14 protein-coding genes and 1 tRNA gene are annotated in these 13891 nt (G+C 63.9%); 6 read left to right on the top strand and 9 right to left on the bottom strand.

The features are described 5' to 3' along the window. Nucleotides 1–285: 285 nt before the first annotated feature. Both V9K93_RS18890 and V9K93_RS18885 read left to right on the top strand, forming a co-directional pair. Nucleotides 286–1638, top strand: coding sequence for an undecaprenyl-phosphate glucose phosphotransferase (locus V9K93_RS18890; RefSeq protein ID WP_248298459.1), 1353 nt, complete (start codon nt 286–288; stop codon nt 1636–1638). Nucleotides 1639–1753: 115 nt separating this feature from the next. Next, the gene (locus V9K93_RS18885) at nt 1754–2188 is read left to right on the top strand and encodes a low molecular weight protein-tyrosine-phosphatase (protein WP_136638723.1); all 435 of its coding nucleotides are present in this window, start codon (nt 1754–1756) and stop codon (nt 2186–2188) included. A 67-nt stretch (nt 2189–2255) separates the two neighbouring features. On the opposite strand, the gene V9K93_RS18880 is transcribed toward V9K93_RS18885, so the two are convergent. From V9K93_RS18880 to V9K93_RS18855, 6 genes are all read right to left on the bottom strand, one after another. Beyond that, nucleotides 2256–4445, bottom strand: coding sequence for a YjbH domain-containing protein (locus tag V9K93_RS18880; RefSeq protein WP_337303017.1), 2190 nt, complete (start codon nt 4443–4445; stop codon nt 2256–2258). Next, complete coding sequence (locus tag V9K93_RS18875) at nt 4445–5197, bottom strand: capsule biosynthesis GfcC family protein (protein WP_295380960.1); 753 nt, start codon at nt 5195–5197, stop codon at nt 4445–4447. Before V9K93_RS18875 ends, V9K93_RS18880 begins: the two co-directional genes overlap by 1 nt. 3 nt (nt 5198–5200) lie before the next feature. Continuing rightward, on the bottom strand, nt 5201–5884 hold the full coding sequence (locus tag V9K93_RS18870; protein ID WP_248298454.1) for a YjbF family lipoprotein: 684 nt from the start codon (nt 5882–5884) through the stop codon (nt 5201–5203). Between the two features lies 1 nt (nt 5885). Next, nucleotides 5886–6995: a polysaccharide biosynthesis/export family protein gene (locus tag V9K93_RS18865; protein WP_295380956.1), complete on the bottom strand. Its 1110-nt coding sequence runs from the start codon at nt 6993–6995 to the stop codon at nt 5886–5888. Between the two features lie 80 nt (nt 6996–7075). Further along, nucleotides 7076–7417, bottom strand: coding sequence for a hypothetical protein (locus tag V9K93_RS18860; protein WP_057503544.1), 342 nt, complete (start codon nt 7415–7417; stop codon nt 7076–7078). A gap of 60 nt (nt 7418–7477) precedes the next feature. After that, nucleotides 7478–8140 carry a phosphatase PAP2 family protein gene (locus V9K93_RS18855; RefSeq protein ID WP_295376801.1) on the bottom strand — a complete coding sequence of 221 codons (663 nt, stop codon included), beginning with the start codon at nt 8138–8140 and terminating at the stop codon, nt 7478–7480. A gap of 119 nt (nt 8141–8259) precedes the next feature. Between V9K93_RS18855 and V9K93_RS18850 the strand changes: the two genes are divergently transcribed. After that, nucleotides 8260–8336 (top strand) — tRNA-Arg (locus V9K93_RS18850). 1387 nt (nt 8337–9723) lie between these two features. On the opposite strand, the gene V9K93_RS18845 is transcribed toward V9K93_RS18850, so the two are convergent. After that, a complete protein-coding gene (locus tag V9K93_RS18845; RefSeq protein WP_337303016.1) occupies nt 9724–9972 on the bottom strand; it encodes a hypothetical protein in 249 nt (82 codons plus the stop codon). Between V9K93_RS18845 and V9K93_RS18840 the strand changes: the two genes are divergently transcribed. Next, nucleotides 9971–10435: a GNAT family N-acetyltransferase gene (locus tag V9K93_RS18840; RefSeq protein ID WP_337303015.1), complete on the top strand. Its 465-nt coding sequence runs from the start codon at nt 9971–9973 to the stop codon at nt 10433–10435. The two genes, V9K93_RS18845 and V9K93_RS18840, sit on opposite strands and share 2 nt — an antisense overlap. A 7-nt stretch (nt 10436–10442) precedes the next feature. On the opposite strand, the gene V9K93_RS18835 is transcribed toward V9K93_RS18840, so the two are convergent. Further along, nucleotides 10443–11000, bottom strand: a complete 558-nt coding sequence (locus V9K93_RS18835; RefSeq protein ID WP_295378266.1) for a GNAT family N-acetyltransferase — start codon at nt 10998–11000, stop codon at nt 10443–10445. Nucleotides 11001–11146: 146 nt separating this feature from the next. On the opposite strand from V9K93_RS18835, the gene V9K93_RS18830 reads away from it, so the two are divergent. After that, nucleotides 11147–12040 carry an AraC family transcriptional regulator gene (locus tag V9K93_RS18830; RefSeq protein ID WP_337303014.1) on the top strand — a complete coding sequence of 298 codons (894 nt, stop codon included), beginning with the start codon at nt 11147–11149 and terminating at the stop codon, nt 12038–12040. Here the strand turns inward: V9K93_RS18830 and V9K93_RS18825 are convergent. Next, complete coding sequence (locus V9K93_RS18825; protein WP_253079299.1) at nt 11988–12818, bottom strand: universal stress protein; 831 nt, start codon at nt 12816–12818, stop codon at nt 11988–11990. The two genes, V9K93_RS18830 and V9K93_RS18825, sit on opposite strands and share 53 nt — an antisense overlap. A gap of 170 nt (nt 12819–12988) precedes the next feature. Between V9K93_RS18825 and V9K93_RS18820 the strand changes: the two genes are divergently transcribed. After that, nucleotides 12989–13555, top strand: a complete 567-nt coding sequence (locus tag V9K93_RS18820) for a TetR/AcrR family transcriptional regulator (protein ID WP_046984713.1) — start codon at nt 12989–12991, stop codon at nt 13553–13555. The last annotated feature ends 336 nt before the right edge of the window (nt 13556–13891 follow it).

The following is a 13891-nucleotide window of genomic DNA, read 5'->3' as shown; positions in this document are numbered from 1 at the left end:
TTCTGGGGTGCTCACTTGGGCCCGCAGTCTGTCGAAATTCCTATCTTTTGGCTCAATCTTCATTCACAATTCCTCCACATTTGATTGACACAACCTCGATGATTCCGTGCCGGCTGGGGAGTCCATGCACGTGGATGCAGGCAATTCCGCGTCCCGTCGAGCCGAGAATGGAGAAGTGCGTTGCTACATGGATCAGTAGAAGATCTTTCCGCAGAGCGGGCCCGGGTGGGTCGCCGCCGCGTCGAAGCCCGGGCTGCCCTGGAGTTGGGGCTGCGCTTGGGCGACATGCTGCTGCTGCCGGGCATGGCAGTTCTTTCCCACATTCTGCTGTACGGAACAGGTGCGCCTGATTCATCCCAGCGCATCGTGTTCGGCGCGGTGATCCTCAGTGCCATCGTCTGCTTCTCTGTGGCGCCGGTGTACCGCAACTGGCGGATCCGTGGCCTTCTGGCGGATCTCTGGCTGTTGTTGCTGGCCTGGTCTGCCACCTTTGCGCTGTTCTCGCTCTATGTCGTGCTGGTCGGGCTTGCCGATGTGGTGCCTTCGACATGGCTGGTTGGCTGGTACGCCTTTGGCCTGGGATCGATGGCGGCGCTGCGAGTGCTACTGAGGGTGCAGTTGCATCGCCTGCGCTCGCGCGGGATGGACCATGAGCGGATCCTGCTGGTCGGGCTAAGGGCCCCCGCGTTGAGGCTGCATCGTCTGCTGCGTGGGAAGCCGGAGCTTGGCAAGGACGTCATCGGCTACTTTGCCGGTGCGGGCGATATCGCCACCCGTCGCGGCGGGGACGCGCCGTGCAGGCTGGGGCGGCTGGAAGACGTTCCGCAGTACATGGATCAGCACCGCGGCGAGTTCGACCAGGTCTGGGTTTCGATGCCAATGGGGGACGCATCCGCGATCAAGGACATGCTCAAGCAGATCGAGCGATTCCCGGTACCTGTACGTCTGATCCCTGATACGACTGGCCTTGGGGCGCTCAACCCTGGTGTGCACCAGGTGGGTGATGTACCGATGATCGGTGTACGCCAAGGATTGGTGGATCATCGGTTCCGCTTGTTCAAGCGCGTCGAGGACATCCTGGTTGCCGGTGCGGCGGTGATCCTGCTGGCGCCGTTGTTTGCCGTGCTGGCCATTGGCGTGAAACTGAGTTCGCCGGGGCCGGTTTTCTTCCGCCAGAAGCGTCATGGGCTTGGCGGCAAGGAATTCTGGATGCTCAAGTTCCGCTCCATGCGCGTGCATGCCGAGGGGACGGGTCAGATCACCCAGGCGACGCGCGGTGACCCGCGAGTGACCCGGTTCGGCGCCTTCCTGCGCCGCAGCAGCCTGGATGAGCTGCCGCAATTCTTCAATGTGCTGGGTGGGAACATGTCGGTTGTGGGGCCGCGGCCGCACGCTATCCAGCACAACAACCACTATGAGCGTGTGATCGAGCGCTATATGCATCGTCACTATGTGAAGCCGGGTATTACCGGTTGGGCGCAGGTGAATGGATTGCGTGGTGAGACTCCGGAGCTGCGCTCGATGAAGAAGCGGGTCCAGTACGACATCGATTACATCCGGCGCTGGAGTCCGACGCTGGATGTGCGCATCATTGTGATGACGGCTTTCAAGGTGCTGGGCCAGAAGTCGGCATACTAGGCGCCGAGACTGTCGCTGGCGATATGCCGGCCGCGCCCGCGTGGAAGTGCCCGATCTGCAGAAGCGGCCGGGCGCTGCGTCTCATGTACCGAAGAACTGATGGAAGCCGTTGTCCGTGTTCAAGAATATTCTGGTTGTATGTGTCGGCAACATCTGCCGTAGTCCGTCGGCTGAAGTGATGCTGCGTGAGGCAGTGCGGGGCAAGGGCATCACGGTGTCCTCGGCCGGCCTGGGGGCGCTGGTCAACCATGGCGTGGACGCGACCGCGCAGGCGCTGTTGACCGAGCATGGCCTGGATGGCAGCAGCCATCGTGCACGGCAGATCGACCGCAGCATCCTGGGTGCCTCGGATCTGGTGCTGGTGATGGAGCGCAAGCACGTCCATCGCATCATCGAGATCGCGCCAGAGGCGTCGGGCAAGACTTTCCTGCTGGGCAAGTGGCAGTCCGACCGCGAGATTCCCGATCCGTATCGCCAGCAACGGGCGGCATTCGAACACGTCTACACGCTGATGGATGAAGGCGTGAAGAGCTGGGTCCGCTACCTTTGAGTGCCCGGCGCCTACTGAAGGTGCGCTGGAAGCAGAAAGCCGGGAGCCGTCAGGCCCCCGGCTTTTTTCATTCGCCGACGTTGCGCAGGTTGTCGTAGAAGAAGCGCTCGTCGCGGTCACCGGTCATACCGTACAGGCCGTACTTGCGGCCGAGCATGGCGCCGCCGTCGCGGATCAGCGGGTTCCAGTTGAAGGCTGCACGGCCGCGCGTGGAGCGCGGCAAGAAGCCGTCGAGCGGAATGCTGAAGTAGATTCCCTTGTCGAAGCTGCCTTCACCGAAGTCGCGCGCCGAGACATTCGTCTTGGTCGCATAGGCGCCCATGGTCACGCCATTGTTGAACACGCGGGCCAGGTCCAGAGTGGCGCCCTTGTCGCCAGCCAGGTACTGACCGACCGATAGCGAGCCGATGATGCGTTCACGGGCGTCGAAGGCATAGTAGAACGTGGCGTGGCCGGTGGTGACGCGGTAGTCGCGCAGACCCCAGTGCTGGTCGTAGTCGCGCTGCTGCACCCGGTTGAGATTCGCACCAACCGCCCAGCGCTCGCCGCTTGGGCGATACAGCAGCTCGCCGCCAACGCCGGCATACATCCACTCCAGGTAACCGGCATAGGCAATGCCATACAGGTCCGGTGCCAGCCGTCCGGCGATATTGGCCTGCAGGTTGGGCAGCATCACGTCGGAGGTGGTCAGGTACTGGCGGATGTCGGTGCGCACGCGCGGCAGGCGGCTGGGCGCGTTGTACTTGAACTTGTGGTAGTTGTTGGTGACATCGGCGCTGACGGTGCCGGTCAGCCAGATGTTGTCGCGCAGGAACAGGCTGCCGGTGTAGTTGGCTGCGATCTGGTAAAGGATGAAGCCATCGGGGCCGCCCAGGTTCTGCCGGTAGCCGACGTTGAAGCCGCCGCCGAAGGGGGTGCGCTTGGGCTTGTACAGCGTCTCCCGCGCGCGCGTGTCGGGTGCCTGCAGTTCCGTGCTCCGGCGCAGGACGTCTTCGCTGACCGTGCCATCCAGGTAGCCGGCGAATGCTTCACGGTTGATCGACAGATCGGCGATCGGCATGCCCACGCGGGTGGTGCGCAGGGTGAACCAGTCGTAGTCATCGCCGGTCGCGTTGGCAAGGATGCGCGTGGCGCGGCCCAGGCCCTTGGCGGCATGCAGGTAGCGGGTCTGGTAACCGTCGATATACAGCTCGTCGCCGCGGCGCGAAATGCGTTCGACGCGGAAGCCGGCATTGCGCTGCAGTTCGGCGGTGACTGCGGCCCAGTCGGTGCTGGTGACGGGTGCGGCACCGGAGGCGTCGCCGCTGGTGACGGCTGCGCGCTGCTCGGCGACAGCGGTCGCGGGCAGCATCCGTTGCGGTGGCGGGTCGAACGGTTTCGGTGCAGCAGGCGTATTGCCCGGGTTGCCACGCAGGGTGAGCGAGAACATCGCCGCGTCCCCGCGCTCCCAAGCAGCAGTCAACTCGACATTACGGCTGGGGACATAGACAAGGCCCACGTTGATGGGTGTGCGCTGGCGCAGGTTGTTGTTGCGGGGTTCACGGCGGTAGTCGTTGCCGTCGTATTCGACTTTGAGCAGCAGTTCATCCATCGGTGTCTGGTAGGTGATGCCGCCAAAGATACCGACCGGCCCCTTGAACATGTTGCTCAGGCCGAACTTGCCGGCCTGGGTGATGTCACTGTTGGCGATGGAGCGGCGGTCCTTGAAACGATCATCGATGGCGCCGAGTGGATTGGAGAAGTCACCTCGGTTGCCAATGTAGCCGGTGGCGAGTCCGATCGAAGCATCGAACGGACCGAAATTCTTGTTGGCGACCAGATACTCGCTGGAAAAGAATCCGGTACCACCCAGGTCACGCACACCAAAGGCAAGTTCCGGCAGCAGGCGTGATTCCTGCCACAGGCGCAGTTTGAAGTCGATCGACTTGTCTTTGTAATGCTGAGCGCCGGCAACGCTGGGCCCATACAATAAGTTATTGACATTAATGTAGCGGAATGATGCCTCCAGCCATGGGAATGGCTGCATGGTCAGGTTGTAGCGTGCATACGGAGCGTTGTACGACGCAGTGAAGCTCAGGTCTCCGTCGCTTGCCATGCGCGCGGTAGGCGTCTGCAGAAGGCCGATCCCGCCCCATTCGTTGGCAGTGGGTGGCGGCGCCTCCTGGGCATGCAGTGCGCAGGATAGCGACAAGGCGAGCGCGCTCAGTGCGAAACGGGCGGGGCGCACCGGGCGCGCGCGCAGGCAGGACTGGGTCATCACGGATTGATGGGCTGGGTGGCGATGAACGTGGCGAAATCGCTGTTGAACAGCGGGTCGATACGCTTGATGAGGGAGGCACGTACGGGCACGAAGACCGTACCTCCTGGCGCGACAGCCTGCGGATCTGCGCGGTTCCACAGGCCGATACCCAACTGCTGGACTCGCCCGTCGGGTTGGATCACGTAGATGTCGTTGCGGTCGGCAAGAGGGCTGGGATGACAGTCACGCAGATAGTCGCGTGCGTCGCGCTGCGGGACGTGCGGCAGTTCGCATTCCTGCTCCACTGCGCCCATGACAGTAATCGTGCGTGGCTGCAGTGGGAACCGCAGCCTGTCGCCTGTCGCTAGTACAGGGTTGCTTGCGGGCTGCACCTGGATCAGGCGTGCGGAGCCGATGATGGGCGTTCGGCCGGTGGCGGGATGTGTCTCCAGCCAGGTCTGCAGAGCCTGCGCGAGCGCCACGACCTGTGCGTCGGCAGACTCTGCCAGCTGCCCGGCGCCATACTGCAGCCCCGCGCGCAGCCGCACCTGGGCCTGCAGGGCCTGCGGGCGTTCGAGGCTTGTCCCCAGCAGGTAGGCGTCGGCGCTTGGGCGGGCCAGCAGCAGGCCCTCGGCCAAGCGGGCGCCGGCGCTCAGCTCGTACACCCCGGTCGCTTCAGCGGCGCCCTCAATATGGATCTGCGCGGCTTGGGCAGCACTGGTGACCAGCAGCGCGGCGAGGATAGCCGCGCTGAAAAATCTGAACGTCATGGCTCAATCCTTGGCCGTGCGATAGGGTTTGAGCTGGGTCAGTTCTGCGACGCGACCGGGCGCCAGATGCTGTCGGCTCTTCCAGATGAAGCCGGTGGCTGGGTCTGCCCAGTAGACATTGCGGCCACTCATGCCACCGCCCCGCAGCTGTTCGTCGAACCGCTGCAGGGTTCGGCGCGAACCAAGGATGTCCACCTGCTCCAGTGCACCCCTGCTCAGGGTGCCAGTCACGGCGACGTCGACCTGGTAGGCGGGCACCCAGTCGTAGCGGCGCTGCACGCTCACGGGCGTGGTCACGCCCCTCAGGTCATCAAAAGGTGACGGGCCGATGATGCGGGCACGCCATTGCTGTCCCAGACCGCTGCCGCCCAGAAGCAGGCCATGGTGGTCCATCTCGAACACCGCGTGTGTACCTGCGAACCACTGCTGCCGGCCCGCATCGATGTAGCCCAGTACTGCCACGGCGACGATGTCAGGTGTGTCCACCTGCATCTGCGGGAAGCGGTTGCTGGCCACGCCTTCCGCGGTCGCCTGTGCCGGGCGATGGGTGATCAGCCGGAAGGTATCCACTGTGGAGCGGCTGCCGGTGGTGCAGCCGGTGAACAGCAGGGCGGCGACGATGACCAGCAACACCGCGCCACGGGCGCGATGTGCCGGGCATTGGCAGGCCGCATCCATGCGAGCCATGTCAGTTGTCCTTGATTTCGGTTCCGGTACGCGCCGCGTTGTACAGGATATTGGTGAAGGGCAGCAGCTGATTCACGAAGCGATTCCAACGGCTGACGCCGGCTGCGCCGACAAATACCACGTCCCCTGGCTGCAGATGGAACTGACTACCAGCGGCAAACGCGGTCGGCGAGCGCGCCTCCAGCTGATAGACCATCGAGGGCTCCTGTTGCAGGTCCGTGCTGCCGCGGATGACATACACGGCGTTACCGTTTGCGGTCTGTTGAAGCAGGCCGCGAGCACGGCCGAGTGCCTGGTTCAGCGAGACATCGCCGGTGCGGAAGCTGTAGGCGCCGGGCTGATTGACTTCGCCCACCACGAAGATCTCTTTGCGATCAAGGTAGGGCACGAAGATGGAGTCGCCATCCTTGAGGAGCAATTGGCGGCCGCCAAACTCGCGGGCCAGGGTTTCCAGGTTGATCGTGTAGGTGACGCCCTCCCGGCTGAGCTGGATACCCGACAAGTCGGCCTGCTGGTTGTCCAGTCCGGATTGGCTGATCGCATCCGCCAGCGTCAGCGGCGAAGTGCCCAGAGCAATCGGCGAGGATCGCTGGGCAGCGCCTGTCACCCAGACCCGCTGGCTGCCATAGGTGAGGACGGATACGTCCACTTGGGGCGATTCCACGTACTTGGCCAAGCGGGTGCTGATCTCCTCGCGGAGCTGCATCGGCGTCTTGCCCGAGGCTGCGACTTTGCCGATGTATGGGTAGAACATCGTGCCGTCACTCTGCACAAGGCGCCCTGCCAGAGCGCCCTGCTGCTGGGGGCCGGCTGGCACCGTCAGTTCCGGGTGATCCCATACGGTGACATAGAGAATGTCGCCGGCGCCGACGGTGTATGGTGCCGGCTGGTAATCGAACAATGCAGCTGGCAGTGAATTCTGCGTCCGCGCGGCGTTTTCCTGCGCGATCAGCTTCGGTGTGATGGTGACGATTTCCAGCTGACCATCGCCGCTCTTGCGGTCAACGGCGACGTCGCTGCGACGCAGGTGCTGTCCCGGCGCAAGCGCACAGCTGGACAGCGCCAGTGCGGTCAACGCAGCGGCGAGAAGGCGAGGGGTGAGGTTATTCATGGGAATGAGAGTCTGGCAGGCATAAAAAACCCCCGCCGGGCCGCGCCCGGCGAGGGCCTGAATGGTACGCGGTGCGCTGATCAGCCGCCGGTGCCGCCCGTACCACCGGTGCCGCCCGTACCGCCGGTGCCACCCGTGCCAGGGCCGCCCGGACCCGGGCCGCCCGGATCAGTGCCGCTGCCGCCGTCATTGCTGCCACTGGTGCTGTCGCCGCCGATGCTGTATGCAACGGCAGCGGCGGCCACGCCGATTACGGTGGTGCCCACGACTGCAGCGGTCGAGACGCCAGCAGCTTCTGCGCCGGCAACTTCCGCCGCAGTAGCCTCCGTGCCGGCCGTAGCCTGCGCTTCCTGCGCGAAACTCATCATCGGGGAGGCGGACAGGGCCGCCAGTGCCACAACTGCGATCGTCTTCTTGAACATGGGAGGCCTGCTCCGTCAGGGAAAATTCCCTTCACATATTCTGCGGATGAACACTTGCTGTCAAGATTTGTGAAAACTTCGTGTCTGATGATGGCTTCTGTCTGGCGATGAGTGGCCGCGTAGATCCTGACGCTCGAATGCCTGCGCGCGGCCGGACAGTGTCTTGGCAGCGGCCTTCACGAGGTCATGAGTGTGTAAGTCTGCGAGCAATATCGGCGTGGTCATGGCGGCGGCAATGGCCAGCAGTGCCGCGCGGCCATGCACCGCCAGGATGTTGCCCAGCGTCTGTCCGTGACGCAGCACCCAAGCCGACGCGGCCAGGCCGAGGCTGAGTCCTATGATGATCTCGGAGGGAGAATGGGCCCGCAAAGGCAGTCGAGAGCAGCCGATCGCGACTGCAAGCCCCGCGCCGGCGACGGCCCAGGCCCGCAAGTTTCGGCTGCGGCCGCTGGCCAGCAGCCATAAGGCCACGGGATAGAGCGCGCTGGACATGGCGGCATGCCCGGAGATGCCGGTGAAATCCAGATGCTCCATCCCAAAACCCCAGCCCATGAAGGCGATCTTGCTGGCCAGCGTTGTCGCGGCGACTACAGTGACGGCCACGGCCCAGCGCCACAGCAGGTGGCGGTGAGAGGTTGGCAGGAACAAGGCGAGTACAATGGCAAGCGGAAACAAGGCGCGGCTGTCGCCGAGTGCAGACAGGCTCTCCCAGAAGGTCATCATGCGGCGACGGTATTAAGTGCAGCGGGTAGATGCGCACAGAATACTGATGCTGGGCGTCCTGCAGAACGCCTCGCGCTTGGTCCATTCAGCCAGACGCGGTATCCTTCCCCGCTGCCAATGGCCCCGTAGCTCAGCTGGATAGAGCGTCCCCCTCCTAAGGGGAAGGTCGCCCGTTCGAATCGGGCCGGGGTCACCATATATCAATGGCTTGTGGCATTTGACCGGCTTGCTGAATGTCTTGACGCGCCATTTGCTCGGCCGAGGCGGCAAGCCTCCATCGCGCGGCCCCGGTGGTAGGTGCGGCCGAATGGTGCCGGAGTTCTACTCCGTCGGCGTCATCCTCTCTGGGGAGGCTTGAGCTGCGGTCATTTGTCCCGCCTGTTCTCACGAAGGGCGAGGAATGCGGCAATTGCGCTTGCAGCGACGCCCAGCAAGAAGCCGAGGACCATTCCGTCGAACCAACCCAAGCTCGCCACGTTGCCCCCATGCAAAGATTGATGCGCGAATAGCGCTCTGCTGCTTGTGTTGTACTGCGAAGGGAAAGGTATGGCCCCGGGCTTTCGCGGGCCTTACAGAGCGCAATTCGCGTCTTGGTGTCGCCAACCCCAGGCGATCTGCACCAGCAGATTCAAGCTGTTGTTCCGCGGCGCGTTCACCGCGCGGCTGAGGTGGCAGACCTCCATTACGTAGCCAAAAGGCACCGCGGACAGATTGCTGCCATGTACTACTCCTTCCAGATCACTGCCGCCCATTCGGAGCGGGGCCGGATGGCCGACCCAAAAGCAAAGCGGCGCATATGCTGGTGAGTGAGCCTTGACCCAATCCAAGACCGAAGTGGTTTCGACGGACCCTCCGGGTGCGGGCGAGCAGCGTCGCGTCGGCGTCCGGTCCGAGCTATTCAGGCAGATCGTTGCTGCGTTCGCAGGATCTTCGACCGCCGGTCGTATCCTTCCGGCTGACGTCAGGGCCAGCATCCCGGCAAAGGCTGTGACCTTCGCGAGGCTCAAGACTTGGAGTTACGGTGAGCGGACACCGCATTGGGTGACGGCTTCGATGTAGCGAGCCTGTCGACGCTTCAGGAACTTACTATAGAACTTGATATCGCTTCCCCCTCCAGCTCGAGGGCTGACCTCAACAAACTCTGCCGGGACGCCGCCGCTGGAGGTCGACACGGAGTAGCCATCGGAACGGGGCTCAAGTACATACTGCCATCGTGATCCTCCGATGCTCACCTCTCCCCATGCGTCGCGGACACACGTGGCGGCGGCTAAGGGGTCCTGATTGGACGAGAAAGTGGCTACAGGTCCGGAACTTCGCGTGTCGCCGACAGAGGTGCAGGCAGCCAACAGCATAAGTGTGCTTCCAGCTGTTGCCATCCTGATGTGTTGGATCATTCCATGCATTCTGCACCTCCATCGGAAGTGGGGAACTGTGACGCAACCATGAGGAAGCTTCAACGGTGCAGTCTTGAGGTCGGCCAGTATCTGGAAGTGATCTGAACCAAGGCAAAGAACCCGGTGAGGCTGTGGGCGAGGGCCGGGCTCACCACCCGCCACACCGCACGGCAACCGCTCGCCGGGCTTCTACAACAGCCCCAGCACGCCCAGCACCGCCGCCACCTCCTCGCGCTCACCGCCCCGCAGCCCCTGTAACGGCAGTGGCAGGCAGTCTTCGCCGCACAGCCCCAGCAGGGCCGCCGCGCAGGCCATGACGCGAATCCCGCCAAGCCGGTCATACAAAGACCACACCGGCGCCAGTCGTGCTGAGAGGGCCATGGCGCCCTCCTCGTGCAGCATGTCTGCCCAGTGCAAATGGCGCACCATGAACGTCATGAAACCGAACCTTTGCGCCGTCCAGCCTTCCCACTACGCCACCATTGCCGGCTGGCTTGATTCCGCCGAGGCCACCCAGCGCTGGGCTGGCCCCGGCGTGCCGTTTCCTTTGCCGCCGGAAGGGTTCGCGCAGGTGCTCGAACTCGGGTCGCGGCCGGGCTGGGCGCTGCTGGACGAGCTGGGCCGGTGCCTGGGCTTTGGCCAGTACTGGATAACCGACGCCGGCACTGCGCACCTGGGCCGCATCATTGTTTCCCCACTGGCACGCGGGCGCGGCCTTGGCCGGCTGCTCATGCAGGCCATGAGTGCACAGGCCATGCGCGAAGACGGTATCGAGCGGCTCACCCTGCGCGTCTATCGTGACAACACGGCCGCCCTGGCCCTGTACCGCGATCTCGGTTTCCAGCAGGTTGAAGCGTCATCAACACCAGAACTTCTTCTCATGCAGCGCACGTCGGCCTGAACTCCGCTCATGCCGGCAAGGTGGCCTGCAAGGCAAACCATTGCTCGCGGGTGATGCGGCTGATGTGCTCGGTGCGGTAGTCGCCGAGGAAGCTGTTGAACTTGTCCACCTCGGTATGATGATGCTGGAAACCGCATTTGCTCTGCGCGGCCAGCGACTGCAGGTTGTCGGCGAAGTAGCCGCACCACAGCGCATCCAGCTCCAGATCCATGAAGGCGTGCCGCATCACTTCACGCACTGCTTCGGGCACCAGCCCGCGTCCCCAGTACGGCACGCCGATCCAGTAGGCGATCTCGCCTTCGCGGTCGCTGATCTCGAAATTGCTGTCAGCGCCGATCAGGATGCCGACACAGCCGATCGCGTGGCCGTCCTCGCGGCTCTGCAGTGCGTAGACCTCCGCCTGGTTGAAGACGGTGCGGATGATTTCGGTACTTTCCTCGACGCTGGTGTGCACCGGCCAGCCGGCGATGGGGCCCACGCGCGGGTCGCGGGCGTACTCGTACAGATCGGCGGCATCGGTGTCGCGCCAGGGGCGCAGGATCAGGCGTTCGGTGTGTAGCTGCATGGCAGTTCCAGATACGGAAAGAGAGTGCACAGGCTAGGTTCCGGCGCATCGCGGGCACAGGGCCGGACCTTGATGATTTCGGTACTTTTCACAACTGGCGGTCGAGCCCGGGTATGCTGGGGCCCGGATTACAGCCGGATCGGCCCATGGACCGCGTACCCCAGCTTCTGGACCAGGACGAATCCATGCGCCTGGAGGTCAGCACGCTGGCCGAAGGGCAGGGCGTCCCGCTGTCGTTCGGACACGCCTATCTGGCGGTGCTGGTATGCGTCTCGGGACGCGCACGCTTTGCACTGAACTTCCGCGAGGTAGCGGTGCAGCGTCATGATGCGCTGGTGCTGGCAGAGGACACACTGGCACTGCTGCGGCAACGCTCGCGCGGCTTCCTTGCGATGGTCTGTCTGATGCCCAAGGCGCTGGCATCGGAGGTGGCCTATGTGTTGCCCAATGCGCTGTTCCAGTTCCTGCACGAGCAGCCGCACTGCAGGCCATCACGGCTGGATGTGCCGTTGCTGCAGGGGTGGCTGCAGCTGATGATGGACGCGCAGCACAACGGTGGACGGCACCGCCATGTGATGCTGCGCAATCTGCTTCAGAGCTTCTTCCTGAAGATGGCCACGTTGCTGCCGAAGCAGAAGAAGGTACCCGCGCAGGTCAGCCGGCGAGAACGCCTGGCTTGGAACTTCTGGGAGCTGGTGGGCCAGCGCAGCACGCGCCAGCGTGACGTGCAGTCCTATGCGGAGGCGCTGTGCATCACCCCGTTCTATCTCTCGCAGCTCACCCGCGAATGCTTCGATGAAACGCCGAAGGCGTTGATCGACCGCCAGGTGGTGCTGGAGATCAAGGCGCTGCTCACGTACAGCGAGTTGCCGATCGGACGCATTGCCGATCGCCTGTGTTTCGAGGATGCGTCGTACCTGTGCCGGTATTTCCGGCGGCATACCGGTCAATCGCTGACCGGCTACCGCCGAGCGGGGCAGGGTGGGACTAGTGCGATACGAACAGCGGCGCCGGCACTTCGGCAAGCAGGTCCTCGGTGACCCCGCCAAGCACGCGCTCCACCACCCGGCTGCGGCTGTAGGGGCCCAGAACCAGCAGATCGGCTTCGGCGTCCAGCACGTGTTGGCGGATGGTCGCGGCGATGCCGCCCTGGCTCGAGTTGATCGCCTGTATTTCCACTTCAACGCCGTGCCGCGCCAGATGCTGGGCCATCTCGGTACCGGGTGCGCCTTCGGTCTTGGGCGTGTCGACCATCAGCAGGTGCACGGCCTGCGCACGGGCGAGCAGCGGCAGCGCATCGGCCACTGCGCGACGCGCCTGTTTGCTGGCATTCCAGGCCACCACGATGCGGCGGCCGACCTGATCGCCTTGCCAGTGCGGCGGCACCAGCAGCATCGGCACGCCGGTCTGGCGCAGTGTGCCCAGGGGCCGCCAGCCGCTGGGGGCCCCGGGTGTATGCGGATAGCCGGCGATGATCAGGTCGCAGTACAGCGATTGCAGGGCCAGGTCGGCTCCGCCCAGATAATCCGAAACGATGCGTAGCTCGGTGCTGATCTGCAGTGGTTCGGACAGTGCGCGCAGGTTCTGCATCAACTGTGCGGTACAGGCCGCGTCGGCGCGCGCTTCATGATCGAGCGCGGCGGCGATGCCGGCGCCACGCGCGAAGCCGTTGGCGATGTCGGTGGGATGCTGGGCAGTGGACACTGCGACCAGATGTGCCTGCTGTGCCTGTGCCAGGTGGGAGGCGATGTTCAGTACGCGTTGTCCGGTGTCGCTGGCATCGAACAGCACAGCGATATCGCGCAGTGGATGCAGCATGGCCTTTCTCCTTCGATGCCTGTGACGCGTTCCCTGCCATGCACCGACCCGGGTGCACCGGACGCAGCTCCGTTGTAGCGCATCTGTGATTCGAGTGAATCAATTGTGATTCAGTTTATTAATTGATGATTCATGCTAGCGTGTTCGTACCCCCTGTTTCCGACCCTTTCATGCGACCCGCCACCGCCCGCCCACGCCGCGACCTGCACCACGCCCTGGCGGCCACCCTGGTCAGTCATCCGCGCTGCACGCTCAGTGAGCTGGCGCGGGGTGCCGGCATCAGTCGCGCCACCCTGTACCGATTCGCGCCGACCCGCGAGGCGATCGACGAGGCGTTGTTCGCCGCAGGCTTCGAGCGCTTGGAGGCAGCGGCCAGTTGGTTCGACGATGGCGCGGATGCACAGCATGTGCTGGAGCAGGTCACCACCACGCTGCTCGCCGATTGGGAGCTGGTGACCCTGGTGTTCGCGCGGATGATGGAAGAGCAGCAGCGGCAGGGTGACCTGCATCTGCTGCCAGAACGCTGGGCACCGATAGGCGATCGATTCGAAGCCTTTTTCCTGGGTGGTCAGAAGACAGGCGAGTTCAACGTCGAATTCAGCGCGGTGTGGCTGGCGGACTTCTACTGGACCTGCTTCTACGGCATTACCTGGTCGCTTGCGCGTGGCCGCATGGCACCGGCATCTGCAGCTTCCACGCTGCTCGCATCGTTCCGTCATGGTGCTAGGACGGCCTGATAGGGGTGTCCGCGGCGCGCAATGCGCCGCGATGTGCTGCGGCGTGCAACTCGCGCCGAATTCGCGTGACGTCTTGCCGGAAAGGGCGTTCGCACTGCCGGAATCGTGCACGGTGTCGCACTTCCGGGTTGCTACAACTGTGGTCGTCGAATAACGCCGGAAGCGGTAAATTTAAATGAGACGTTCATCACACTTTTGTTGCGGTGCGGTATCGTAGTTGCAGAACTTCATACCTGACCAACGGGGTCCAGGGACGGTTGTAGTGGCCATGGAGCCGGCAGAACGTGCGTCCGCGCGTGTGGCCAGGCCCATGAGCTCGTCCCACGCGACCCACTG

This window comes from Stenotrophomonas sp. CCNWLW162, from assembly GCF_037203745.1.
In the GTDB taxonomy this organism is placed as follows: Bacteria; Pseudomonadota; Gammaproteobacteria; order Xanthomonadales; family Xanthomonadaceae; genus Stenotrophomonas; species Stenotrophomonas maltophilia_AQ.
This window is presented reverse-complemented; position numbering and strand designations above follow the sequence as displayed.

Coding starts and splice junctions, on each gene's coding strand:
- V9K93_RS18890 (WP_248298459.1), top strand. CDS start 286: ATGCTGCTGCTGCCGGGCATGGCAGTTCTTTCCCACATTCTGCTGTAC.
- V9K93_RS18880 (WP_337303017.1), bottom strand. CDS start 4,445: ATGACCCAGTCCTGCCTGCGCGCGCGCCCGGTGCGCCCCGCCCGTTTC.
- V9K93_RS18875 (WP_295380960.1), bottom strand. CDS start 5,197: ATGACGTTCAGATTTTTCAGCGCGGCTATCCTCGCCGCGCTGCTGGTC.
- V9K93_RS18870 (WP_248298454.1), bottom strand. CDS start 5,884: ATGGCTCGCATGGATGCGGCCTGCCAATGCCCGGCACATCGCGCCCGT.
- V9K93_RS18865 (WP_295380956.1), bottom strand. CDS start 6,995: ATGAATAACCTCACCCCTCGCCTTCTCGCCGCTGCGTTGACCGCACTG.
- V9K93_RS18860 (WP_057503544.1), bottom strand. CDS start 7,417: ATGTTCAAGAAGACGATCGCAGTTGTGGCACTGGCGGCCCTGTCCGCC.
- V9K93_RS18855 (WP_295376801.1), bottom strand. CDS start 8,140: ATGATGACCTTCTGGGAGAGCCTGTCTGCACTCGGCGACAGCCGCGCC.
- V9K93_RS18840 (WP_337303015.1), top strand. CDS start 9,971: ATGAAACCGAACCTTTGCGCCGTCCAGCCTTCCCACTACGCCACCATT.
- V9K93_RS18845 (WP_337303016.1), bottom strand. CDS start 9,972: ATGACGTTCATGGTGCGCCATTTGCACTGGGCAGACATGCTGCACGAG.
- V9K93_RS18835 (WP_295378266.1), bottom strand. CDS start 11,000: ATGCAGCTACACACCGAACGCCTGATCCTGCGCCCCTGGCGCGACACC.
- V9K93_RS18830 (WP_337303014.1), top strand. CDS start 11,147: ATGGACCGCGTACCCCAGCTTCTGGACCAGGACGAATCCATGCGCCTG.
- V9K93_RS18825 (WP_253079299.1), bottom strand. CDS start 12,818: ATGCTGCATCCACTGCGCGATATCGCTGTGCTGTTCGATGCCAGCGAC.
- V9K93_RS18820 (WP_046984713.1), top strand. CDS start 12,989: ATGCGACCCGCCACCGCCCGCCCACGCCGCGACCTGCACCACGCCCTG.